This window comes from Leptotrichia massiliensis (genome assembly GCF_900104625.1).
GTDB lineage: Bacteria > Fusobacteriota > Fusobacteriia > Fusobacteriales > Leptotrichiaceae > Leptotrichia > Leptotrichia massiliensis.
The window spans coordinates 1,286,658-1,313,037 of the sequence record NZ_FNVZ01000005.1 but is presented as its reverse complement, the minus strand read 5'-3'; the positions used below and the strand labels follow the sequence as shown (position 1 = coordinate 1,313,037).

The following is a 26,380-nucleotide window of genomic DNA, read 5'->3' as shown; positions in this document are numbered from 1 at the left end:
ATTTTATATAATATTTTGGTCTTTTCCTACATATCAAAAATATACGAAAAATGCCCAAAGTATACCTGTTGTATATATTATTATGTTATTTATTATTATAACTTTTCTCTCTTTAGAAATTTTAACATTTGATGTTCCTAAATTATCATTAATTACAAATATTATGTATAAAATAATAGATTATATTTTTATAATGTTTTCTCAGTACGGGGTTATTTATATGATACTTTCTATAGTTATCCTAGAAATCAGAAATGAAGTTACTATGATTTTTTCAATTTTTCTTATTTTGAACGGTTTAATTAAGTTATTTTATGCAAAAGAAATATTAATTAAAATATTTAATCTAATACCCAAAAAAACGAGAGAAATATTTAATTCAATACCTAAAAAATCTATTGTAGCAAATATATTTTGGTATATTATAAAGCTTGTTTGTTCAATGTCAATATACCATAATATAATAATAAATAGAAATATTTTATTTATTTTCAGTATCTCTCTTTTTGTTATCGGAATCTTAAGAATTTCTTGTGAAGACTTTAAAATAAAAACAGTTACAGAACTTTTTAAATATTTTCCACCACCAGTAAAAACTGATGAGAATATATTTCCTTTAAAATGTATATATGATATTAATTTTTTTGAATGGATGGATGATAAATCTGACAAAGAAAAAAATTATGAGTATTATCAGATTCTTTATGAATTTTTAGATAAAAAAAAATCAAAACTTTTTAAATGGTTAAAAATTAATCATATGGAAATGAGTTTAGTTAGATCATTAGGAATATGGTATGGGAGAGAAAATTTAATTAGACTATATTTCTTTTCTGTTATTTATACAGTATTTTATACAAGAAGTTTGAGAAAATTTTTTGAAAAGAGATACGGAGCCTATTATTCGGATAAAGATTATTTTAAAATTTATTTACTAAAAATATGTATGAGACGTTTAACTTTAAATTTTTCTAAAAAAGTAAGATATTCTTCTATTTGCAATTACATGGGAGAAAGGAAAGAAAATTGGTCAAAAGAAAAATTTTTTGTTGGATGTATGGGTCTTGAAAATAATAAAATAGAAAAACATCTCGAAGAAATTGAAGATAAAATACAAAAAAATAATTTTATTGTTGAAATAATTGATGATTTGAACACTCAAAGTGTAAAAAAATACAACATATCTAAAGATAAAGTAAAAGAAGAAATTTTTATTTTTGAGATAATTAATGATACTAAATATAGTGAAATTATAAAACAATACAATTTATCAGAAACTGAAATAGAAAGACAGCTTCGTAAAATTGTTAGCAATGAATAAAATATTACAGAATAAGAAATCAAAACGAAAAAAAATAAACAAATTTATAAGACTCCTTAAAAATACAAAATTTAGGCAGTCTTATTTTTATTTGCTACAAAAAAAGAGAAATAGAAAAATCTATTTCTCTCCTAAAACTTTGTTATTTTTGATTTTAACACTTTTTATAGAATTAAATTTTTTATTGTTTCCTAAGTAGAGCAAAGGCTTTTTATATTGCAGTTCGTAGGATATGGTGCTTATAAGGGTAAGAGCGTATTTATCTGGCTTGGTATCTTTTCCATCTTTTGTTATTAATTTTTTTAAATTAAAATTCCAAAGATAAAGATTTGAATTTTTATATTCTAATTCACTTTCAAATTTGGCTTTTCCAGTAGTCAGTTCAGAAGTAGCTCTGTCTTTAAATTCGTAATCAGCATCAATTATAAGTTTATCATTTTCAAAGTAGACTGTTGGGTTGGAAAGTTTCATATCTCCAAGTGTATACATTGATTTTTCGATTGGAAATTGTGATGTAACAGCAGAAATTATAGTTTCTTTTGGAATTTCTGATTTGTTTTGTGTAAAGATATAGACACTGATGGTAATTATGAAAAGGATAACTCCTAAAATTATAAAATTAATAGATTTTTTCATATTATATTCCTCCAATTTTAAATTATACCCGAAACTATTTAAAACTAAACTATCAAAAATTATAAAACTCAGGGTTTGGGTAAATCATAGCCTTTGAATTCTGTTTTAAAGTAGTTTTATTATAAAATAATATTATCACATGAGGCTTTTAAAGTGCTTAGAATAGGCATTTAAACAATAGATGAAAAAATAAAGCAGTAAAATAATTATTACTAAAATATTTCAAAAATAGTTTATCTAAATGAGAAAATTATGGTATAATTAACAAAGAAAAATATTAAAAAATGAGACAAAATAAAACATGAGGGAGCAAGATGATAATGGAAGAAGAAGGAGAAAAAAAAGAACTTGTTATAATAACAGGAATGAGTGGTGCAGGAAAATCGGAAACAATGAATTTTTTTGAGGACAGGGAATATTTCTGTATTGACAATTTTCCTATAAGTCTGTTTCAGTATCTAAATGAGATATTTTTGAGCAACAAAAAAAGAAATAAAGTTGCGGTTGCGATAGATATAAGAAATCAGGAATTTATAGAGCAGTTTTTAAAACAGCTTGAGATTTTGGATAAAAATGGAATAGACTATGAAATCATATATCTTGACGCAAGAACAAATGTACTTCTTAGCAGGTATGAGCTTTCCAGAAGAAAACACCCTTTAAATTTATACGATACATTGCTTGAAAATATAGAGGCTGAAAGAAAAATAATTAAGGACTTTATGTTAAAGGCAGATTTGGTAATAGACACTACTAAAACGTCTGTAAAGGAACTTCAGAAAATATTGGAAAAAGAATTTGCAGGGAAAAAAGCAAAATTAAGTGTAAATCTAACTTCTTTTGGATTTAAGAATGGAATACCGCTGGATTTACATCTAATGTTTGACTTGAGGTTTTTACCAAATCCCTATTATATTCAAGACTTAAAGCGTAAAACGGGTAATCATAAAGATGTACAGGATTATGTAATGGGACTTCCAGAAAGTCAGGAATTTTATAAAATGCTTCTTGATATGCTTAAATATTTGATACCAAAGTATGAAAAGGACGGAAAATCTCATTTGCGTATAGGAATAGGGTGTTCAGGAGGTCAGCATAGATCTGCAACCTTTGTAAATATGCTATGTAAGGATTTATCTGAGAGTCTAGAATATAAGATAACAAAATTCCATAGGGAAATAGATGATAAAACGGAGGTATAAAAAGACAAAATGGAAGAAGAAATAAAATCACCAATTAAATATAAGGATATTCCCACTCATCCTGGAGTTTATCTGATGAAAAATGAGCGTGGGAAAATTATTTATGTGGGAAAGGCAAAAAATTTACAAAATAGAGTAAAATCTTATTTTATGAATGTAAATTCGCATAATCAGAAGACTCTGGAATTGGTGAAAAATATTAGAGATATTGAGTTTTTTATCTGTAAATCAGAAGTTGAGGCACTTATTCTAGAAAATAATCTTATAAAGAAGAATAAGCCAAAATATAATATTTTATTAAAAGATGAAAAAACTTACCCATATATAAAATTTACAAAAGAAAAATTTCCTAAAGTGGAAATTGTGAGAAGTACGAAAAAATTAAATGAAAATGCAGAATATTTTGGGCCTTATCCGATGGGAATATTTTTTGCGATGAAGTCGCTTATTAAGATATTTCCAGTACGGGACTGCAATCGAAATATGGACAAAATTACAAAACCTTGCTTAAAATATTATATGAAAACTTGTCCTGCTCCCTGTAAATACAAGGATATTGAAGATGAGTACAGCACAAATGTCAAAAATTTCAAGAATTTTTTGAAGGGGCATTCTGACAAAGTTATTGAAATGCTGGAAAGCCGAATGAAAAAGTTTAGTGATGAAATGGAATTTGAGCGTGCGATTACTGAACGTGAAAAACTGGCTGTGATGAAAAAAATGCTGGAAACTCAAATTATTGAATACAGTAAGGAAATTGATGAAGATGTATTTGTATTTGAGGAAAAAAGAGAAAATGTGTTTTTGTGCGTACTGAATATTCGGGAAGGGAAGGTTATTAATAAAAACCATACAATAATTTCGATGGAGAGAAGTCAAGAGGAGAACCTGTTTGAGCGGTTAATTACTTCATATTATGAAAAAAGGAACATTCCAAAGCATATTATTTGTGATGAGCGATTTATGTCAAGCGAACTTTTAATAAAAGAATGGGCAAAAATTGAAAAACATAGGGAAATAAAATTTCATTTTCCAAAAATAAATAGCCGAAGATTGCAGCTTTTAGAAATGGGGTATCTAAACCTGCGTGAGGAAGTGGATAAATATTACAGAAAACGTCGTATGGTTCAGGAAGGATTGCGTAATTTAAAAAAAGAATTGCGATTGAAAAGTTTGCCTTACCGAATTGAATGTTTTGATATTTCAAATATTCAAGGAAAAGATGCGGTTGCGGCTATGACGGTGGCACTTGATGGAGAAACAACGCCAAAGGAATATAGACATTTTAAGATTACCGTAAAAGACACGCCTGATGATTTTTTAATGATGCGGGAAGCATTGACACGAAGGTATTCCAAAATGGAAAATAATCAAATGCCCAATTTGATTCTAATTGATGGTGGAAAAGGGCAGTTAGGAGTGGCTGTAGATGTACTCGAAAAACTTGGGAAAATTGAACATACCGATGTAATTGGGATTGCAAAAAGGGAAGAGGAAATTTTTAAAAGTTATGAAAGTGAGCCATATTTATTTGAAAAAACAGATGAAACATTGAAAATTTTGCAAAGATTGCGGGATGAAGCTCATAGGTTTGGAATTACTCACCATAGAAAATTACGAAGTAAGCGAAATGTAAAAAGTGCATTGGATGATATTACAGGAATTGGACCAAAGCGTAAAAAGGAATTAATAAAAAAATTTGAATTGATAAAAAATATACGAAATGCAACATTGGAGGAACTGATGGAAGTTGTGCCAGAAAATATTGCTATTTCGATAAAAGAAAATTTATAAAAATATTAGGAGGAAAAACTTGAAAAAATTAATAATTTTGATGTTGCTAGGATGCACTATGACGAGTTTTGCTCTTTTTGATAAGATAAAAAAGGAGATAAAATGGAAGGAAGAAGAAAAGCCACGATTTAATCAGGTAAAAGTGATTATTGATGGGGAAGAGAAAATGCGAAAGGTTATACCAGGGCGTTATGAGATAAAATTGTTTGAAATTACTTATCCGACAGATTTATTCGGAAAAAATAGATTTTACAATGAATTTAACACTTTTCTGAAAAATATAAAAAAAGGAAAAAAATATTCATTGCTTTTGGAAAATAGATTTTATCAGGAAATGCAGGATATAAAAATTGACCAGCTTTCAGAAGAAGAAAAAATATTGGAATTGCCTGCATCTTCCTTGGATGAATATTATAGACAGCAGATGGTTGCAATGTCAAGCGATGCTAATTTGACGGAATATATAGGAACAGACCAGGAATATTTAAATAGACAGATTTATGTGCTTTATGAACTTTTAAATAAAACTGATTTTAATCCGAAAAATGTTTATTCAGAGCTGGATAAGGAATTCTTGATTGAAGAGTTGAGAAATAATCGAAAGGAAGTTGTAGAAAATTTTGAAAAATCGAATGTTGAATTTTTTATAAAGGAAACTTATGAAAATTCAGGATTAAATAAATTTAAAGATGATTCAGTTTATAAATTTGATAAGGATATTCTTCTTTCTGATAAACTGGAGGATCAGGCTGTGTTGCCAGAGCTTCAAAGGAATGTTTATCTAACAGGTTTTCCTAATGATATAATTGAAGAACTTGCTAAAAATAAATTAAAATTAAAAAGATCGCCATTGCTACTTGAAAATGACGAATATACAGGGTATACTTATAATGAAAACAATACAGTTGTGTTTATTGGCGGAAAAAATCCTAAGTATTATTACAAGGATTACAAGATAAATGTAGTTAAAAAACCAATAGCAGTACTTGATTTGTTGAAGACAAATTCTAATTATTACGTGTCAGATTTTTTTTAAAATTATATTTTTATAATATAAATAATAAATTTGTTTAATACGAATTTCAAATCATTCATTCGTCTATTTTTTTATCTTTAAATTTTAGATTTTTTTTTATTAACGACAGTTTTTTTATTTTTTGTTTATAGTTTTTAAAAGTTTTTTTGAGTACTTATAATTTTTTAATTAAAATAACATTTGAAATATAAAGAATATAAAAACAAAAGAAACAATGATTGTTTATAAAAATAATTGAAAAATGTAAAGTGTAAAAAAATTTTTTGGATGAATGATTTTTAGGAAAAAAATATTGAAGAAATAAAATCTTAAGAAGTAGGAGGAAAGATGAGCGAATATATTTTGGAAATGAAAAATATACGGAAAGAGTTTTTGGGCGGAAAAATTGTCGCAAATGATGATATTACGCTGAAGGTTAAAAAAGGGGAAATTCATGCGATTGTTGGGGAAAATGGAGCTGGAAAGTCTACACTTATGAAAATTTTGAACGGGCTTTATTCTCCAACTTCTGGTGAAATTTTTTATAAAGGGGAAAAAGTTGATATCGATAGTCCTACAACTGCGGCAAATTTAGGAATTGGAATGGTTTATCAGCATTTTATGCTAGTTGACACATTGACAGTTGCTGAAAATATGGTTTTAGGATTTGAACCTACAAAGGGTGGAGTATTTTTTGACCTTAATACTGCGAGAAAGCAGGTTAGGGAAGTTTCTGAAAAATATGGGCTGAACATTGATCCAGATGCAAAAATATCGGATCTGTCAGTTGGGATTCATCAAAGAATTGAGATTTTAAAAGTATTATTTAAAGGTGCAGAATTACTTGTATTCGATGAGCCAAGTGCGGTACTTACACCACAGGAAGTAAAAGAGCTTTATGAGATTATGAGAAACCTTATAAAAGAAGGAAAAACAATTATCTTTATTTCACATAAATTGCAGGAAGTACTTGATTTATCAGATAATATAACAGTTATTCGACGTGGAAGCGATGTTGGAGGATTGAAAACCGCAGAAGCAACAAAGGAAAAAATCGCAAACCTTATGGTTGGACGTGTGGTATTGTTTGAAGTGAAACGTCCAGATGTAAAACTTGGAAATGTGGTTGTAAAAGTTGATAATCTGACTGTAAAAAGTGGAGGCATTGAAAAAGTTAAAGGTGTTTCATTTGAAATACATGAAGGTGAAGTACTGGGAATTGCTGGAGTAGAAGGAAATGGACAAACTGAACTTATTGAGGCTTTGGCAGGGCTTGTAAAAGTTGATGGTGGAACGTATTATATAAATAATGATGAGCTGGAAAACAAGACACCTAAACTTATCAAAGAAAAAGGACTTTCCCATATACCTGAAAATAGACATAAACGAGCAACTATTGATGATTTTACAATAGAGGAAAATATGGCTTTGGGACTTCAAGATCAGTATTCTAAGGGGCTATTGCTTAATTATAGTGAAATTGAAAGAAAAACTAATGAATATATAGAAAAATATGATATTAGACCTACAGATGGAAAAATCAAGTTTGGTGGATTATCTGGTGGAAATCAGCAGAAAGTTGTTGTAGCAAGAGAGTTAGAACGTGAAAACAAATTTATTATTGCAGCACAGCCTACAAGAGGAGTCGATATTGGAGCAATAGAAATGATTCACAATACAATTTTAAATGAAAAAACTAAGAAAAAAGCAATAATGGTTGTTTCTGCAGAACTGTCGGAAGTAATGGCTTTGAGTGATAGAATCGCAGTAATGTATTCAGGAAAAATTTTAGGAATTTTGGATAGAAAAGATGCAACAACAGAAAAATTAGGAATATTAATGGCAGGAGGGAAAATAGATGATTAAATATAAGATAAAGGATTTTCTACCGTCTATAATTGCAGTATTAATCGCATTAATTATTGGTGGAATAATAATGATGACGAAAGGTGTAAATCCGTTTACAGCCTACATTGATATGATGAGAGCAGCTTTTTATCAGGCTTCTCCAAGATCACCATTCTTTAGTGGACTTGCAAAAACATTATTTATTGCAACGCCATTAATATTTTCAGCACTTGCGACAATGGTAGCCTTTAAAGCGGGATTATTTAATATTGGAATGCAAGGGCAAATGGTTGCTGGGGGACTTGCTGCAACTTTCTGGGGAATTACATTTAAAAATTATGTTTTTGGAAATGTATTTGTTGTAATACTTGTAGCTGTAATCGCAGGATTTTTATGGGCTGGGATAGCTGGACTGTTACGTGCAAAGTTTGGAGTGAATGAAGTAATCAGTACAATTATGTTAAACTATATCATGATCGAAGTGCAAAATTTTCTATTAAACGGAATTTTAAAAGATACAACTACACAAAATACACAATCACCACGTGTTTTTGAAGGAGCCAGATTGCCGTTACTTTTTGCAAAAGTTACAAAACAGAACTTGAATTTTGGTTTTATAATCGCAATTCTTCTGACAATAGGAATATTTTTCTTTTTCAAATATTTCAAAAAAGGATATGAAATAAAAGCAGTTGGACAAAGTGATACAGTTGCTGAAAATGCAGGAATTAATCCAAAATACATTATGTTTTTGGCAATGGGAATCGCTGGAGCGTGTGCTGGACTTGGAGGAGCTGAACGTGTTTTAGGTGGAGCTTCTCAGTACACATATACTGAACTTATAATGGGAGATTATGGATTTACAGGACTTGCAGTAGCACTTCTTGGAAAAAATAACCCATTTGGAATATTAGTTGCGGCAATATTTTATGCGGCACTTGAAGTTGGGGGACAAATGTTGCAGCAAAGACATCAGATTGACAAGGATATTGTATTTATTGTACAAGCGTTAATCATAATTTTTGTAGCATCAGAAAATTTATTTAAATTTATGCTTAATAAAAAGAAAGCGGCATAAATTTAGTTATTAAATAAAAATATTGAGTCAGAAAGGAAAAATAAAATGAATATATTACAACAAATATTTAATTTATTGCAGCAGACAATAATAATAGCACCTCCAATACTTATAACAGCCGTAGGAGCGTGTATTTCTGAAAGAAGTGGAATTGTTAATATTGGACTTGAAGGAATTATGTTAAGTTCAGCATTTGCAACAGCAGTTGCTAATATAACTACAGGGAATCCATATTTAGGAATAATTTTTGGAATAATAGTGGGAATTCTAATTTCGCTAATTCATGCAATAATCAGTATCAACCTTAGAGGAAATCAAATTATAAGTGGAGTTGCAATAAATCTGTTTGCAGCTGCAATAACTTCATATTCAATAAAAACTATCTTTAAAACTGCTGGAAGTACTCCATTAGCAAAATCATTGGCAAATCGTCCATTAATGATAATACTGATTTATGCCGTTGCTATAGCAATGTATTTCTTTTTGTATAAAACTGTTTTAGGTTTGAGAATCCGTTCAGTTGGAGAACATCCATTAGCAGCTGATACAGTTGGAATAAGTGTTTACAAGACAAGATATATCGCTGTACTTATATCAGGTGCATTAGCAGGACTTGGTGGAGCTTACCTTACAGCCGTATTGCTTCCTGCCTTTTCAAATAATATGTCAGCAGGACGTGGATATATCGCCTTGGCAGCAATGATTTTTGGGAAATGGAATCCAATAGGAGCAATTTTGGCAAGTCTATTGTTTGCTTTCGGACAAGCATTTGCAGATGTTTCAAAAACAATCGGACTGCCAATATCTCAACAATTTTTGACAATGATACCATACGTTTTAACTTTATTGGCATTAGTTGGATTTGTAGGAAAATCAAAAGCTCCGAAGGCATCAGGATTGCCGTATGAAAAATAAAATTTGATAACAAAAAAGGAATAAAAATGCTAAAATCTTATCAAGAAATAAATGCAGAAACAATTGACCGATGGGTTGAAGAAGGCTGGGAATGGGGACAGCCAATTAGCCATGAAACTTATTTAAACGCTAAAAATGGTAATTGGGATGTCCTCTTAACACCAGTCAATCCTGTACCTCACGAATGGTTTGGAAACTTAAAAGATAAAAAAATATTAGGACTGGCTTCTGGTGGTGGACAGCAAATGCCTATATTTTTTGCTTTGGGTGCAAACTGCACTATTTTGGATTATTCAGATAAACAGCTGGAAGCTGAAAAAATGGTTGCAGAACGTGAAAAATATGAAATAGAAATTATCAAAGCTGATATGACAAAAAAATTACCATTTGCAGACAATAGTTTTGACATAATTTTTCATCCAGTAAGCAACTCCTATATCGAAAAAGTTGAACCAGTTTTTAAAGAATGTTACCGAATCCTGAAAAAAGGTGGAATTTTATTGTGCGGCTTGGATATTGGAACAAATTATACTGTAGATGAAAAGGAAGAAAAAATCATCAATAGTCTTCCATTCAACCCACTAGTCAATGAAGAGCAAAGAAAACAGCTGGAAGAACAGGACTGTGGAATTCAATTTTCCCACACAATATCAGAACAGATAGGTGGACAATTGAAAGCTGGATTTAGACTAACAGATATTTATGATGATACAAATGGATTTGGAAGGTTGCATGAACTTAATATTGCAAGTTTTGTAGCAACAAGAGCAATAAAAGAATAAAAATGAAAAAGCTGTTTTATAAGTTTTTCAAAAATAACTTACTTATGAAGCAGTCTTTTTTTGTGTGAAAATTTTTATGGACTGGAGTATAAAAAAATGGTAATATTAGATAATGAAGAATATAATAAAGTTTGGGATATATAGTAAAATTGCTTTAAAACTGAACTCAAACTCTAAATTTATACTATTTTAATAGTTTTTTTTAATGGAGTCGAGTCTATTTATATTAAGTTATTTTAACGCAGAGGCATCAGACGCCATGCCTCTGCACTCCCGCTTTACGCAAAACTTTCTTATAAGAAAAAAAGAAAACTCGCTTTTGAATAAAAATTTATTTATTTCAAATAGGCAAATATTATTTAAAAGTTTTTCAAAAGCTCAGACAGTTCTTTTTCTCTTAACGAAATTTTGCTTGATTTTTGTTTTAGTTAAATAATTTTATTGTAGCTAAATGAAAGTTGTCGTGATTTTTTTGGGAATGAAAACGATTGTTTGAGCGAAGTTTTACGTAGCGAGTTTCCTTTTTATTTCAAAAAAATGCTTAGACGAGCCAGGATTGTAAAGGGTATGGCGATTGATCCCCTTTACGTAAAAAAGTAAAAAACATATAAGATATACAAAAATATTGATTTAATATAATTTACTTAAAAAAATTTAAGTGAAAGCATTATTATAAATTTTTAAAAGTAAAACTTGAGTTATTAATTATTTTGAGTAAAAAATAAAAAAAGGATTGGTTTATTGAGGGGAATTTTAGGAGAGAGGAACATCGAAAAGAATGAAAGACAACAAGATAAAAATTATTGGAGCAAGAGAGCATAATTTGAAGAATATTGATATTGAGATTCCTAAGAATGAGCTTGTAGTAATTACAGGTGTTTCGGGGAGTGGGAAGTCTTCGCTTGCGTTTGATACGATATATTCGGAAGGGCAGAGAAGGTATGTGGAGAGTTTGTCTGCTTATGCGAGAATGTTCATTGGGCAAATGCAGAAGCCTGAACTGGATAGTATTGAGGGGCTTTCGCCTGCGATTTCGATTGAGCAGAAAAGTGTTTCTAAGAATCCACGTTCAACTGTTGGGACAACTACGGAAATTTATGATTATATGAGGCTTTTATGGGCACACATTGGAGAGGCGCATTGTCCTATTTGCCATCAGAAAGTGGAAAAACAATCGATTCAGGAAATTGTGGACAATCTTGTGAATGGACGGAATGAAAAGGACAAATTGATAGTGTTATCGCCTGTTGTTATTGATAAAAAGGGAACTCATAAAAATTTGTTCTTGAATTTGCAGAAAAAAGGGTTTCAGAGAGTTCGAGTAAATGGTGATATTCTGGACTTGAATGATACGATTGACTTAGATAAGAATAAAAGACATAATATTGAAGTTGTTGTGGATAGACTTGTTGTAAAAAAAGACGATAAGGAATTTTTGAGCAGAATTACAGAAGCTATCGAAACGGCGAGTGAGCTTTCTAATGGAAAAATTATTGCAAATGTGAATGGGGAAGACAACAAGTATAGTGAAAATCTTTCCTGCCCAAATCATCCTGATGTGATTTTTCCTGATGTTGTGCCAAGACTGTTTTCGTTTAATGCACCTTATGGGGCTTGTGAAGTTTGTAATGGGCTTGGTTCAAGGTTGGAAGTGGATGAGAATAAATTGATTGTAGATGAAAATTTGTCAATTAATGAAGGTGGAATTGTTTTTCCAGGAGCGACTACAAAAAAGGGGTGGAACTGGGATTTATTCACAGCAATGGCAAAAGCACATAAAATCGACTTGGATAAAAAGGTGTCTGAATTGACTCGAAAAGAGAAGGATATAATTTTTTATGGAAGTAATAAGAAGTTTAAGTTTTCTTGGAGCGGGGATAGTTTTAGTTATAATGGAAATAGAGAATTTGAGGGAATTGTGAATGGTATTGAGCGTCGATATAGAGAAACTGCTTCGGAGTCAGCAAAGGAAGAGATGGAAGCCAAATATATGACCGAGAGAACTTGTAAGACTTGTAAGGGAAAAAGACTGAAAAATGTTGTTTTGGCGATAACTGTAAATGATAAGAGTATTATTGACTTGACAGAAGTAAGTGTTGTTGATGCACTGAAATTTTATGAAAATATTACGCTTACTGAAAAGCAGATGCAAATCGCGGCGGAAATATTGAAAGAGATAAAAGAGCGGCTAAAATTTATGATAAATGTGGGACTTGACTATTTGAGCCTTTCCAGAATGACAAAAACTCTATCTGGTGGGGAATCGCAGAGAATAAGACTGGCAACTCAGATTGGAAGCAGGCTTACAGGTGTAATTTATGTGCTGGATGAGCCAAGCATCGGACTTCATCAGAGGGATAATGATAAATTGCTTGCAACTTTGAAGGATTTACGTGACATTGGGAATAGTCTGATTGTGGTTGAGCATGATGAGGATACGATGAGGGAAGCTGATTATCTGATTGATATAGGACCAGGAGCTGGAATTAATGGTGGAAAAGTTGTTGCGGAAGGTACTCCAAAACAGGTTATGAAAAATAAAAAATCATTGACTGCACAATATTTGAATGGGAAAATAAAAATAGAAGTACCTGAAAAAAGAAGAAAAGCCACTAAAGAAATTATTTTGAAAAATGCGAAGGGAAATAATCTGAAAAATGTTACAGTACACATTCCATTGGAAGTATTTACTGTGGTTACAGGAGTTTCTGGAAGTGGAAAATCGACATTGATAAATCAGACACTTTATCCAGAACTTCACAACAGGCTGAATAAAGGAAAATTGTATCCGCTGGAAAATAGTGGGATAGAAGGTCTTGAACATTTGGAGAAAATTATTGATATAAACCAGTCGCCAATTGGAAGAACTCCTCGTTCAAATACTGCAACTTATACGAAAATATTTGATGATATAAGAGATTTATTTGCTCAGACAAATGATGCAAAAGTGAGAGGATACAGCAAGGGGAGATTTTCGTTTAATGTGAAAGGTGGAAGATGTGAAGCCTGTAGCGGTGCTGGAATTAATAAAATTGAAATGAATTTCTTGCCAGATGTTTATGTAGAATGTGAAGTTTGTAAAGGAAAACGTTATAATAGAGAAACGTTGGAAGTACATTACAAAGGGAAAAGTATTTCGGATGTGCTGGATATGACGGTTGAAGAAGCATACGAATTTTTTAAGAATATTCCGACACTTGAGAGAAAATTGCAGACATTAATTGATGTGGGAATGAACTATATCCAACTGGGACAGCCTGCAACAACACTTTCTGGAGGGGAAGCTCAAAGAATAAAACTTGCTACAGAACTTTCCAAAATTTCACGTGGGAAAACAATTTATGTACTGGATGAGCCTACAACTGGACTTCATTTTGAAGATATTAGAAAACTACTGGAAGTACTGAATCGACTTGTAGAAAAAGGGAATACAGTGCTTGTAATAGAACATAATCTTGATGTTATAAAATATGCTGACCATATAATAGATATAGGACCTGAAGGTGGGCATAAAGGAGGACAGATTATTGCACAAGGTACTCCAGAAGAAATAATAAAATCTCGAAAATCACACACAGCAAAATTTTTGAAAAAATATTTGAAATAAAATTTAGATTTAAGGTAAAACTAACTTTAAAAATATGAAATAATAAATAATATTTTGTATTATTAGGGCAAGCAAATACTTGAAAATTATTTTAAAATATACTCAAAACCGTTTAAAATTGAATTGCTAGAAATTATATAAATTTAGGGTTTGAGTAAAATAGTCATAACTTTTGAGTTCTGTTTTAAACTAGTTTTACTATAAGTTCAAGTAAATTGTAACAAAGAAAAGGAGAAAAAGATTGGTTATGAAAAGTAAAAATTCATTTTTAAAAATGGTGTTATTAATGCTGATAATGATGTTTGGAGTAATTTCCTGCGATTTTTTGGCAAATAAAACCATTCGTGTGCCAAAATCGGTAATTGAGTCAAAGGCTAAGGAAAAATTCCCGATTACAAAGAACTTTCTAGTAGGGAAAATTACTGTAAAAAATCCCAAAATTTCATTTAAAGATAACAGAATTTATCTTGTAACGGATTATGATGCCTCATTGCTGGCAGATAGATCAGAAGGAGTTATTGAGTTAAATAGTGAAATTAAGTTTGACGAAAAAACAAACCAGCTCTATTTGGTAGACATGCAAGTAGAAAAAATTTTGGATAAAAATGGAAAAGATGTTGTGACAACACCTGTTGCAAAATCAATGAAAGCCCTAATATCAAATTATTTGGAAACAAATCCAGTTTACAAATATGAGCCAGATGATAAGAAAAAAGTTAAAGTAAAAAATATGTTTATAAAAAATGGGAAATTATTTGTACAAACTTAATGGAGAATTTTAATTTTTACAGTGGAATTTAGGTTTCACTGTTTTTTGTTGAAAAAATTGTATATTTTTAATTTGTCTGATATTATTAAGTAATGAAGATGTTTTTAGGAAGGAAAGTACAGAATTGGAAAAATTATTTGAGAAACTAAAAAAATTGACTACCCCAACTATTTCTGATAGGGGGAAAATGTATTTTGTTAATAAAAAAGCAGAATTGACAACACTTATAAAAACTTCAGATAAAATAACGATAGAATCACGAGTTATGGGAAGTTATGAAAATATTTACTATGTTGATATAACTTATTTTGAAGGTAATGAGAAAAAAGAAGAGAATCTTGTGTATGAATGTGACTGTCTAAATTTTTTGGAAAATAAAAAACCTTGTAAACACATTATAGCTACTGGAATAGCGGCAGACAAAGAAATTGAGGCTGGGAATATTTATTTTAAGAAAAATAGGGAATTTAAAATGGAAGAAGAAGTGCTTGATATTAAGAGAAAAGAAGCAGAAGAAGAAAATGATTTGTTTGAAAACCTTCAAAAAAATTTAGGAATAAAAAAAGCGATTTCTAAAAAAAGTATATATCAAGATATTGAAAAAGAAACAATTAAAAAATTTAAGGAAAGGTTGTTGGAATTAAAAAACAAAATTGAGAACGATGAAATTTCAGATTTGGAAAAAACTGAATACAAATTGGAACTTGAATTAAGTCAGGACACGCCTTCAATGTTTACTTTAAGAGTAAAAGCAGGAGAGAAAAAATTAAGTTACATAAAAGATCTAGAACATTTTGTTCATCAAGTGGCAAGAGGAAAATCTTATGAAATAAGCTCTAAAAATGTTTATAATCCAAATATACATTATTTTAACGAAATAGATAAGAAAATAGTTGAAAATTTGAATAATTATTTTAGTAATAAAGAAAAATTTGGAATGCATTTTAATGGTTATTACGTAAAGTTACAGGGGGAACCCTTAAATCCGATGTTGGGAGAGATGATATTTTCAGCTGTAGAAAATAAAAAAACAATAAAATTTGGAAATAAGACACTTTATGTGACAGGAGAACATGAACCTGTGTTTGCATTTCAGAAAGATAAACGTGGACGAGAAAAGATAATCATAAGGGATTTTTCGGTTTTATCTGCTACGAGTCGTCATTTTAACTTGAATAGCGGGATATCAAATATTATAAAGTTTTATAAAATGAGTGGTATGGAATGGGAAATCATAAATACACTTACAGTAGGTAGTAAAAGTGAAATAGAATTTTTGAATGAAATATCGGGAAAATTAGTTAATGAAATAATAGAAGTTCTTTCAAAATATGAAATTCCAATTGCCAAAGTTACAGAAGAATACGGAAAAGTTAATATTTTTGTGGAAGAAGGAAATAGAAAAAATAAACTTTTGATAATGCTTTCGTGTCTTGAAGAAAGTGTTAAAATAGACGGTAAATATTTTATTCCTCAAAAAAATAAAAAACTTCAAAGAGAGATTTCTGAAGATTTTCAAGAAAATGCCGATGCTCACTTTATAAATATAGAACTACAACCAGAACGTGTGTATAGCAAAAAATTGAGAAAATTTACACACAAACAGCTAAAATCTGATGATATTATGTTAGAAATTGACAGAAACAAATTTTTAAAAATAGCGGATATCATTGACGAAAAATATGCTGAAAATGTAAATATAAATGTAAGTGACAAAGTAAAAAAAATTCGTAGAGTTAGTGTACAAATGAATATAAAATCTGTTGAAAATGAACTTTTTAGTTTAGATTTCAATGTTGAAGGAGTTGATGAAAAAGATGTCGAAACAATTTTAGAGGGAGTAAAGAATGAAGAAAAATTCATTACGCTGTCAAGTGGTGAACTTCTGAAAATAGCTAACAAAAGTAGTGAAGAGATGATTGGAATTGTAGATGCGATTTCAGATTTGAAGATTGGAGAAAATAGAATTTCTAAGATAAAGGTTTTACAGTTGGCACAAGTTTCTAACAGTATTAACGAGGAATTAAATGAAATGGAAGAATTTAAGGAACTTTTCCAAAAAATAAAAAATCGTGAAAATAAGGAACCATCAAATATAAAGGCAAAACTGTTTCCCTATCAAAAAATTGGGTTTAATTGGCTAAAAAATATGTACGATATTGGCTTTGGCGGAATTTTGGCAGATGATATGGGACTTGGTAAAACTTTACAGGCGATTTCGCTTATTTCAGAGATTCAGCTGAGAAATAAAGATTTGTTTGGAATAATTATTGTTCCGACTTCACTTCTGCACAACTGGAAGGAGGAATTTCATAAATTTTCGGATATAAAGCCAATTCTTGTAGAAGGAGCTGCCAGTGTAAGAAAAGAGCTAATTGAAAAAGCTGAAAAAGGAATTTTGATAACAACTTATCAGACTTTTAGAAATGATGTAAAAAATTATAAAAACAAAAAATTTGATGTGGCAATATTGGATGAAGCACAAAATATAAAAAATGTATCTTCACTTGTGAAAAAAGCAACAGATAAGCTAAACAGCTCTGTAAATTTTGCACTTACAGGAACTCCAATTGAAAACAGCATTATGGAACTCTGGTCAATTTTTGACTTTATCTTGCCTGGTTATCTAGACAGCATAACAAAATTTAGAAAAAAATATAAAAATTCATTAAATAATCCAGATTCTAAAAAAATATTTAATTTGAAAAAAATAGTTTCTCCGTTTATTTTACGAAGAACAAAAAAAGAAGTATTAGCAGAACTGCCTGAAAAAGTAGAAAACAATATGATAGTAGAATTAAGCAGTGAACAAAAAAAATTATATATGGCATACGTAAAACAGGCAAAAAAAGAGCTTAGAGAATTTGATAAGGAAGAAAACAATAATTTGAAAGTGTTGTCAATTTTAACAAAATTACGCCAAATCTGTAATTCTCCACAATTGTTCGATGAAAATTATAAAGGTGAAGTTGCTAAAATTGAACTTTTAAAGGAATTAATGCCTGATATTTTGCGAAATAACCACAGAATGCTCATATTTTCACAATTTTTAGGAACGCTGGAAGAAATAAAGATAGAACTAGAAAAAGAAAAAGTTAAATATTTTTTCATAGACGGAAGCGTGAAATCAAAAGAACGTATGGAAATTTCCAAAAAATTCAATTCAGGTGAAGGACAAGTTGTTTTAATTTCGTTAAAGGCTGGAGGAACAGGTTTAAATCTGGTTGGAGCAGATGTCGTAATTCATTATGATCCCTGGTGGAATTTTGCAGTAGAAAATCAGGCAAGCGATAGGGCTCACAGAATCGGACAGAAAAAAAGTGTTCAAGTTATAAAACTGATAACAGAAGGTACAATTGAGGAAAAAATAATAAAACTTCAAGAAAAAAAACGAACCTTGAGTGAAAATATTTTGGAGAAAAACAATAAAAGTGATAATCAGAAATCGAAAGATATTTTTGAGATGAATGAGAGAGAATTGATGGAGCTTTTGAGTCTTGAAAAATAAAATATTGATTTGAAAAAATTTCAAAAACTTTAGATTGCAGTGCTCATGAAAAAAGAAGTTTTATAACATTGACAATATTTAAGAAAAATGATATACTAATTTAGTCATACTAGCCGGGGAGTTAGCGGTGCCCTGTATCTACAACCCGCTTTAGTAGAGGTGATGTCAAATTTAAGGGAAGTTCTAGTATCAACGTCTTATTTCAAAAGTGTTGAGAAAATAGTCCTGTATTGTAGAGAGTTAGCGAAATGTGTCAGGTCGGGAACGAAGCAGCACTAAGTTAGTTTCTCTAGGTTTACAGGGTAGCTGTTTTTGAGCTTTTGGATTAAGAAACGGATGGTAGAATGTTTTCGAGAATTTGATGTATGACTTTTTATTTAATTAATTATAGTGTATTATCTTAAAATTGAAATTCCTTTTTCAAAAATTAAATTTTTTTAGTTTAGTTTCTTTTACTACGAATGGAGGTTTCACGATGAAAGTAGTTGAATGGGATAGAAAGGAGAATATAAGTAAAATTTTAATAGATTTATTGGAGATAGATCCGAAATTTTCTTTTGATAAAGAGAAGGATGATATATTTTTTTTATATAATAATGGAGAGTTGTGTGGATATGTAATTCTTATTTTAAACAATATTGCCCAATTGAAAAAAATATTTATTTTACCAAAATTAAGAAATAATGGATATGGAACATTTTTTTTAAAATATATAATTAATTGGATTACAAATAAAAATTTTGATTCACTAATCATAACTAATCATAAAAAAATGAACAATTTCCTTGAAAAACAGCGATTTATAAAAACAGAGGACGGATATATATTAAATAATCTGACAGAAACTAAAAGACAGAAAAAAAATATGCTATCTATTTCCAAGTTTGCAATTTGTGTAAATATTGTTTTGGCTCTATTAAAAATTATGGCTGGGAAAATTTTTTACAGCATGTCGCTACTTTCTGACGGATTAAATTCACTTTCGGATTTGATTACAAATGTGCTGGTTATCGTGGGGCTAAAGGTTGGAAGTAATCCTGAGGATAAGGAGCATCCGTTTGGGCATGGAAAGATAGAATCGGTTTTTAGTGTGATAATAGGGACGTTTATAATGATAACGGCTTTTGAGCTGATAAAAGATAATTTTTCAAAATTAACTTCTTTTAGTAATGAAAATAATGTGAATATTACACTTATTCCAATAGTTATAACTGTTTTGGCAATATTGATAAAAATTTTTCAATTGACTTTTATGAAGAAAAAGGCAAAGAAATATAATAATGCCTTGATAAATTCGTTACTTGCAGATTACAATACTGATATTGTTATTTCCAGTTCTGTTTTATTTGGGTTGCTTTTATCAAGGATTCATCCTATATTTGATACGATTGTAGGATTTATTGTGTCAATTTATATTATAAAGAGCGGTTATGAACTGATAAAGGAAAATTCGTTAATATTGATGGATTCACAAGATGATGAGCTGATTGAGAAAATACGTTCAGAAATATTACAATTTGAAGAAATTGAAAATGCACACGATTTTCGCATGACTACTTCTGGAAAAGACATTTATATGTTTGTGGATGTACGAATGGATAAAAATAAGACGATTGAAGAAGCACACGATATTACAAATAAAATTTCAAAAAAGATTAAGCATAAATATAAAAATATAAAAAGGCTTTTGATTCATATAGAGCCTGTTTACGAAGATGATTAAATTTTTTGAAATAGAAATTGAATAAGTTACTAATTTATAAAAATATAAAGGAGATATTGTAAAATGATAGAAAAAATAAAACATGAAAAATACAAAATTTTAAAAAGAAATATTATTGGAGATTCTGATTTTACAAAGGAAACAATGTTTATTCTGATTTGTGCAATGATTATAGCGTCAATAGGATTAAATACAAACTCTGTTGCAGTAATTATTGGAGCAATGTTGATTTCGCCACTAATGTCACCAATTCAGTCGCTAGGATTGGGATTATCAAATGGAAATTTAAAAAGAGTTTATGTATCACTTTTTAGATTGGGAATTTTTATATTAATAAGTGTAGTAAGTTCCACTTTTTATTTTTTAGTAAGCCCTATAAATGATGCAACACCACAGATACTAGCAAGAACTTATCCTACTTTATGGGATGTTTTAATCGCAATTTTTGGTGGAGCTGCAGGAGTAATTGGAAAAACTGAAGAAGATGGTGGAAATGTAGTTCCTGGAGTAGCTATTGCAACAGCATTAATGCCTCCTTTGTGTGTAGTAGGATTTGGGATTGCTCATGGGAATCTGAAAATTTTTCTTGGAGCAGGATATTTGTTTATAATAAATGTATTTTTTATAATGATAGCAACATTAGTTGGTTTGATAGTTTATTCTGGAAATATTTTTGAAGCAAGAAATAAAATTTCAATAAAAAAACAAATAATATTTTATATAGTAAGTTTAATCATAATTATTCCAAGTATATATACAGCAACAACTTTAGTTCAAGATACAGCGAGAGAAAATTCATTAAAAAAATTTATTTCAAGGGAATTAAAAACTCATTATGTTTTTGATAATTCTATTAATAAAAAAGATAAAACTGTTACTTTAAAAATTGTAGGAGATGCCTTTAAAAAACAGGATATTGAGAAATTAGAAAAAAAACTGGAAAAATATAAATTGAAAAACTATAAATTAAAAATACAGCAGTTATCCAATGAAAAGTATTTAACAGCACAGGACTTATCAAAATATCTGAACGAAGAAAAAATAAAAGAAAATGCTGAAGATATTACATTACCACTAAAAAATGAAAATCAAACAATTTTGGAGAATGATTTAAAAACTGTTGAAAATATTTTATATAAAAATTTTTCAAATAATATTAGCGAAGTTAAAATTGGAAAATTGATAGATGCAAATAATAATGAGAACTTTGTTGTTTTAGTTGTTGGGAATGAAACAATGACAGATGAAATTTCTGAAAAAATAAAAAATCTTGAATTTAACACTGAAAAAAAATATAATATTTTTGTTCAAAAAGTTCAAAAAAATACTGAAGAATTTGAACAAAATAAAAATTAATTTTTAAAATTAAAAAAATTGAAACAAATATAAATTCAGAAAAAAATAAATAAAAGATAAAAAAATCTTGTGAATAAATGGAAAAAATATATTAAAGCCTTGACAAATGGCTTTATATTTATTATAATAGTTTGTATAAATGTAAAAAAAATTATGATTTTTTATAATTATTTTTACAATATTGAATGAAAAAATTAACGATATAAAAATTAGAAAGGAGTCGATAAATAATGGCAGTACCTAAGAAAAGAACCTCTAAAGCAAAAAGAAATATGAGAAGATCACATGATTCTATCAAAGCTCCAAATATTGTTGTAGAAGCTGATGGTTCAATAAGAAGACCACACAGATTAAACTTGGAAACAGGAGTTTACAGAGGTAGACAAGTGTTAGCAAATGATGAAGCAACTGATGCTGAATAATTTGTTGAAGCAGGATTTATGTCTTGCTTTTTTTTTGGCTTTATTATTTATTAATTTAAATGTTTTTAGTTGTATTTTTAAAAATTTTATGATAGACTTTAGTAGAATGATTTTAAACTGGAATTGGTATAAAATTATAGTAAAAAAACTTTAAAACTGAACTCAAAAGTTATTACTATTTACTCAAATACTGAATTTATATAATTTTTAATAGCTTAATGTTAAGCGAGTTCGAGTATATAAGGAAACTAAGAAATATAATAAAGTAAAAATAAAAAATAAATTTGAGGTGAAATATGAAAGTTGGAATTTTAGGAACAGGATCTTATGTACCTGAAAAGATAATGACAAATGATGATTTGGCAAAAATTGTGGATACAAATGATGAATGGATAACAGTTAGAACTGGTATCAAGGAAAGAAGAATTGTGGATGAAAATGAAGGAACATCCGATTTGGCATTTAGAGCAGCACAAAGAGCAATTGAAGATGCTGGAATAGATAAAAATGAGATTGATTTGGTTATTGTTGCGACTATGACTCCTGATTATGGAACTCCATCGACTGCGGCACTTGTTCAGGATAAATTGGGAATAAATGCAGCGGCATTTGACTTGAGTGCAGCTTGTACTGGGTTTGTTTATGCTTACTCTGCGGGGCATAGCTTTGTTAAGGCTGGACTTTATAAAAAAGTGCTTGTTATCGGGGCAGAAGCAATGTCGAGAGTAGTTGACTGGACTGATAGGGGAACTTGCATTCTATTTGGAGATGGTGCAGGAGCTGTTGTACTTGGAGAAGTAGAAACTGGAGGATACTTAGCAAGCCATCTTGTAGCTGACGGTTCTGGGGCATGTGAATTATTAGTACCTGCAGGAGGTACAAAAGAGCCTGTATCTAAAGAAAAAATTGATAATAAGGATATTTATCTAAAAATGAATGGAAGAGAAATCTTTAAATTTGCAGTAAGAGTTTTCCCAGAAACTGTGGAAGATGTATTAGGACAGGCTGGAATAACTGCTGATGATGTTGATTTATTTATTCCGCATCAAGCAAATATTAGAATTATTGAGTCAATTGCAAAAAGATTTAAGCAACCGCTTGATAAATTTTTTGTAAATTTGAGTAAATATGGAAATACTTCGGCGGGATCAATTCCGATAGCACTTGATGAGGCGATAAAGGAAGGGAAACTTAAAAAAGGAGATAAGTTTGTTGCTACTGGATTTGGTGGAGGACTGACTTATGGTTCGATTTTGGTCGAAATTTCAAAATAGTTGGAAAATAATTGTTAATAAAAATTAAATAATTTATAAAGATAAAATTTGTAAAATATAAAATTACAGGAGGAGAATTATGAATTCAAAAATATTTTGGGGATTGGTAATAGTTGTTTTAAGTTTGCTTAAATTTATACCTGAAGATATTATGAAATATATCGTTAATTATCAGGTTGTAATGATTCTTGTAGGAGGTTATTTTCTTATTAAGAAGAAAAAACATGGATGGATTTTCTTGATTGTAGGAATATATTTGTATATTACTCAATATATATGGGAAAACTTACCATTATTTATAGTTCCATTAATTTTAGGGTTAGGAATTATTGGACTGGGTGTAAAGGAAATAGTTGATAAAAAGAAATTAACTAAATTTAGCAGTAAAGATATTAAAGAATCAAAAGATGAAGAAATAGTGGATGCTGAAGAAATAAAAAAATAATTATATTTATATTTTTTATTGAAATTAAAAATTATGATTATTTGACCAATTAAAAATAATTAAAAGATATGAGAATAAAAGGAGAATTTATGTCAAAAATTGCTTTTGTATTTCCAGGACAGGGTACACAGTATGCTGAAATGGGGAAAAAATTATATGATGAAGTAAATGATGAAAACAAAAAATTAATTGATGAGATTTTTAAAAATAATGAAGATGTGAAAAGAGTTATTTTTGAGGGAACAGATGAGGAGTTGAAAAATACGAAATATGCACAGCCTGCAATTGCACTATTTTCAGTTGTTTTAACAAAATTATTGAAAGAAAAAGGTATAAATGCTGATTTTGTGGCTGGACACAGTTTGGGAGAGTATAGTTCCTTATATGCGGCTGGAGTTTTAAGTGAAACTGATACGCTAAAATTGATTTCAAAAAGAGGGGAAATAATGAGCGGTGCTAATATTGACGGTGGAATGGCTGCAATATTGGGGCTTAGTGCAGAAGATGTGGAAAATATATGTGATGAAATTGATGGAATTGTGGAAGCAGTAAATTATAATGAGCCAAAACAGACTGTTATTGCTGGAGAAAAAGAAGTAATTGAAAAAAATCTTGAACTGTTTAAGGAAAAAGGAGCAAGAAGAGCATTGCCTCTAGCAGTTTCAGGACCTTTTCATTCATCATTAATGAAACCTGTTGCAGAAATTTTGAAAAAAGAATTTGAAAACTACACTTGGAATAATCCAGTAACTCCGATTGTCGCAAATACTACAGCAAATATTTTAAATTCTGCTGATGAAATTCAAAATGAACTGTATAATCAGACATTTGGACCAGTAAAATGGGTAGACACAATAAATAAACTGGCTGAAAATGGGGTTACAAAAATTTATGAAATTGGACCAGGAAAAGTATTGGCAGGATTAATTAAGAAAATTAATAAAGAAATTGAAGTTATTAATATTGAAAATGTTGAAAATCTGTAATTTCAAATTTATGTAAGACTGACTTAGAAAATTTTGTCTAACTTTAGTTTTATTATAATAATTTTTTAATAAAAAACAACAAATGAATATAAAGTAAACTTCGAGAAAAAAATAAAAGATTATTTCATAGAAAAGCAGCTTTATCAATTTAAGGCTGCTTAACTATAAATATAAAAAATACTATTGAAAATGTTTAAAAAATTCTACCCTTTTAAATCAATTATTGAACATAATCAAAAGTTTCCAAAGTTAAATTTCTATTTCCATTTCCATAAAAATACACTTTAAATACTGTTCCTTTGGAAAATTTATAATAAGTCTGGTCAACAAGTCCTGTAAAATTAAATATTTTTCCTGACTGAAGGCTGACACAGTTTGCGAACCTTTTGCCATCTTTTGCTATACCTCTTGAAGTTACACGACATTTTTCTACCGTTCTTAAAGTTTTTTGTGCTGCAAAATTGTAAGCACTTCCTAATATTAAGAATGTAAAAATAATTTTTTTCATAACAAATCAACTCCTATCATTGTAATTTTAGTTATTTGTGAAAATTTATAAATTCTACCATATTACTCCCAGCCTTTTTGCAAGTTGTACATAATTTGCAGGAGGCATCCAGTATTTAATAATTTTTTTGTTTTTATTGAATACATCCAGTGCTTTTTCCTTTTCACCTTTTTTCAGATAAACATCTATCATAATTCTGAACAGTTCATTCATCGGATGATTTCTACTACTTTCATAAACAAATTCCGGATATTTTTTTGTATCGACATTTTTATATGCTTCAATTCCTTTTTGTGCATAATTCAATATCTCTGAATATTTATCAGGATAATTATGATAAATAAAATCTGTCATAATGAGATATCCTTTTGGATAATCAGGGAAATTTTCTATTAATTTTTGCGATATTCTTTTAAAGTTAATATTATCAGGATTTTTTACCGGCGAGTAAAGCATTAGAAGGAGTTTATAATCATCAATTTTTGCTGTTTTATTTTTTACTTTTTCCTCTTTTTCACTGATTAAAAGTTTTGTATCATCATCATTTCCCGGCGTTCTTACAATTTCTCCTATGGTTTTATCCATTCCTTTTATTTTGTAGCTGTCAAGTGAAAGAATATTTATAAACTCTATATTCTCATCATAAGGAATTTTCCATTTTTTAAGCGGATAGAAGTACTCAAATTTTACAATCATTTCTTTTTCGATATATTTTGTGTCATTTTTCTTTAATTCACTTTTTAAAAAGGAAGATATTTCCTGTTCTATTATTTCTAGCTGTGTAGATCTGCTTTTTCCTCTTACCAACGAATTAAAGTCTTTGTTTTTATAAAATTTAGACATTGTATAGTTTAAATCGGGATATTTTAATGAAACATTTACATAAGCCAGTTTTATATCCCTTCCGTTTCCATTTTTCTGCTTCGTTAGTTCAATTTTATTTATTTTATAAGTAAGATATTTATAACTTTCTTGTGAAGTACGCCAGATATTAAACCACATTAAATGATATTCACTAACTTTTTTTGTATCTTCATTTTTTGCTGCATTGATATAATCTTCAAAAGCCGATGCTACTGCCTTTTTATCATCATTTTCAGAACTCTCGCTAATTCCACAGCTTGTTATAAACATCATTGCCAGTAAAATAAATGATATAAATCTTTTCATGATTCCTCCTGATTTTTCTAA

20 protein-coding genes and 1 other RNA gene are annotated in these 26,380 nt (G+C 29.4%); 18 read left to right on the top strand and 3 right to left on the bottom strand.

Translation table 11 applies throughout. The annotated features are described in order from the left end of the window. Positions 1-220 precede the first annotated feature (220 nt). On the top strand, positions 221-1,321 hold the full coding sequence (locus BQ5344_RS10295) for a hypothetical protein (RefSeq protein ID WP_156908210.1): 1,101 nt from the start codon (positions 221-223) through the stop codon (positions 1,319-1,321). Between the two features lie 120 nt (positions 1,322-1,441). On the opposite strand, the gene BQ5344_RS10290 is transcribed toward BQ5344_RS10295, so the two are convergent. Beyond that, positions 1,442-1,957, bottom strand: a complete 516-nt coding sequence (locus BQ5344_RS10290) for a hypothetical protein (RefSeq protein WP_021770041.1) — start codon at positions 1,955-1,957, stop codon at positions 1,442-1,444. Between the two features lie 314 nt (positions 1,958-2,271). Here BQ5344_RS10290 and rapZ point away from each other — a divergent pair, with 314 nt between their 5' ends. From rapZ to fabD, 17 genes are all read left to right on the top strand, one after another. Further along, positions 2,272-3,159 carry an RNase adapter RapZ gene (gene rapZ, locus BQ5344_RS12100; RefSeq protein WP_071125239.1) on the top strand — a complete coding sequence of 296 codons (888 nt, stop codon included), beginning with the start codon at positions 2,272-2,274 and terminating at the stop codon, positions 3,157-3,159. 9 nt (positions 3,160-3,168) lie between these two features. Continuing rightward, positions 3,169-4,953 carry an excinuclease ABC subunit UvrC gene (gene uvrC / locus BQ5344_RS10280; protein ID WP_071125238.1) on the top strand — a complete coding sequence of 595 codons (1,785 nt, stop codon included), beginning with the start codon at positions 3,169-3,171 and terminating at the stop codon, positions 4,951-4,953. A gap of 19 nt (positions 4,954-4,972) precedes the next feature. Further along, positions 4,973-5,989 (top strand): hypothetical protein, encoded by a 1,017-nt coding sequence (locus BQ5344_RS10275; protein WP_071125237.1) that lies wholly within the window; start codon positions 4,973-4,975, stop codon positions 5,987-5,989. Positions 5,990-6,316: 327 nt separating this feature from the next. Then, positions 6,317-7,834, top strand: coding sequence for an ABC transporter ATP-binding protein (locus BQ5344_RS10270; RefSeq protein ID WP_071125236.1), 1,518 nt, complete (start codon positions 6,317-6,319; stop codon positions 7,832-7,834). Beyond that, positions 7,827-8,894 carry an ABC transporter permease gene (locus BQ5344_RS10265; RefSeq protein WP_071125235.1) on the top strand — a complete coding sequence of 356 codons (1,068 nt, stop codon included), beginning with the start codon at positions 7,827-7,829 and terminating at the stop codon, positions 8,892-8,894. Before BQ5344_RS10270 ends, BQ5344_RS10265 begins: the two co-directional genes overlap by 8 nt. Positions 8,895-8,939: 45 nt before the next feature. Then, positions 8,940-9,809 (top strand): ABC transporter permease, encoded by an 870-nt coding sequence (locus BQ5344_RS10260; protein ID WP_071125234.1) that lies wholly within the window; start codon positions 8,940-8,942, stop codon positions 9,807-9,809. 26 nt (positions 9,810-9,835) lie between these two features. Continuing rightward, positions 9,836-10,591: a class I SAM-dependent methyltransferase gene (locus BQ5344_RS10255; RefSeq protein ID WP_071125233.1), complete on the top strand. Its 756-nt coding sequence runs from the start codon at positions 9,836-9,838 to the stop codon at positions 10,589-10,591. A 778-nt stretch (positions 10,592-11,369) separates the two neighbouring features. Further along, positions 11,370-14,198, top strand: coding sequence for an excinuclease ABC subunit UvrA (gene uvrA / locus BQ5344_RS10250; RefSeq protein WP_071125232.1), 2,829 nt, complete (start codon positions 11,370-11,372; stop codon positions 14,196-14,198). A gap of 247 nt (positions 14,199-14,445) precedes the next feature. Next, positions 14,446-14,967 carry a DUF1439 domain-containing protein gene (locus BQ5344_RS10245; RefSeq protein WP_071125231.1) on the top strand — a complete coding sequence of 174 codons (522 nt, stop codon included), beginning with the start codon at positions 14,446-14,448 and terminating at the stop codon, positions 14,965-14,967. A 124-nt stretch (positions 14,968-15,091) separates the two neighbouring features. Next, a complete protein-coding gene (locus tag BQ5344_RS10240; RefSeq protein WP_071125230.1) occupies positions 15,092-18,475 on the top strand; it encodes a DEAD/DEAH box helicase in 3,384 nt (1,127 codons plus the stop codon). Between the two features lie 104 nt (positions 18,476-18,579). After that, an RNA gene (gene ffs, locus BQ5344_RS10235) (signal recognition particle sRNA large type) lies at positions 18,580-18,844 on the top strand. Positions 18,845-18,950: 106 nt separating this feature from the next. After that, positions 18,951-20,198 carry a GNAT family N-acetyltransferase gene (locus BQ5344_RS10230; RefSeq protein ID WP_071125229.1) on the top strand — a complete coding sequence of 416 codons (1,248 nt, stop codon included), beginning with the start codon at positions 18,951-18,953 and terminating at the stop codon, positions 20,196-20,198. 63 nt (positions 20,199-20,261) lie between these two features. Beyond that, complete coding sequence (locus tag BQ5344_RS10225) at positions 20,262-21,554, top strand: DUF389 domain-containing protein (RefSeq protein WP_071125228.1); 1,293 nt, start codon at positions 20,262-20,264, stop codon at positions 21,552-21,554. A 230-nt stretch (positions 21,555-21,784) separates the two neighbouring features. Continuing rightward, positions 21,785-21,976: a 50S ribosomal protein L32 gene (gene rpmF / locus BQ5344_RS10220; protein WP_071125227.1), complete on the top strand. Its 192-nt coding sequence runs from the start codon at positions 21,785-21,787 to the stop codon at positions 21,974-21,976. Positions 21,977-22,272: 296 nt separating this feature from the next. Continuing rightward, on the top strand, positions 22,273-23,250 hold the full coding sequence (locus BQ5344_RS10215) for a beta-ketoacyl-ACP synthase III (protein WP_071125226.1): 978 nt from the start codon (positions 22,273-22,275) through the stop codon (positions 23,248-23,250). Between the two features lie 79 nt (positions 23,251-23,329). Beyond that, positions 23,330-23,695 carry a hypothetical protein gene (locus BQ5344_RS10210; RefSeq protein WP_021769262.1) on the top strand — a complete coding sequence of 122 codons (366 nt, stop codon included), beginning with the start codon at positions 23,330-23,332 and terminating at the stop codon, positions 23,693-23,695. A gap of 89 nt (positions 23,696-23,784) precedes the next feature. Continuing rightward, a complete protein-coding gene (gene fabD, locus BQ5344_RS10205) occupies positions 23,785-24,681 on the top strand; it encodes an ACP S-malonyltransferase (RefSeq protein ID WP_071125225.1) in 897 nt (298 codons plus the stop codon). Between the two features lie 220 nt (positions 24,682-24,901). On the opposite strand, the gene BQ5344_RS10200 is transcribed toward fabD, so the two are convergent. Both BQ5344_RS10200 and BQ5344_RS10195 read right to left on the bottom strand, forming a co-directional pair. Beyond that, a complete protein-coding gene (locus BQ5344_RS10200) occupies positions 24,902-25,189 on the bottom strand; it encodes a ubiquinol-cytochrome C reductase (RefSeq protein WP_071125224.1) in 288 nt (95 codons plus the stop codon). A 54-nt stretch (positions 25,190-25,243) separates the two neighbouring features. Further along, a complete protein-coding gene (locus BQ5344_RS10195; protein ID WP_071125223.1) occupies positions 25,244-26,359 on the bottom strand; it encodes a hypothetical protein in 1,116 nt (371 codons plus the stop codon). Positions 26,360-26,380 lie beyond the last annotated feature (21 nt).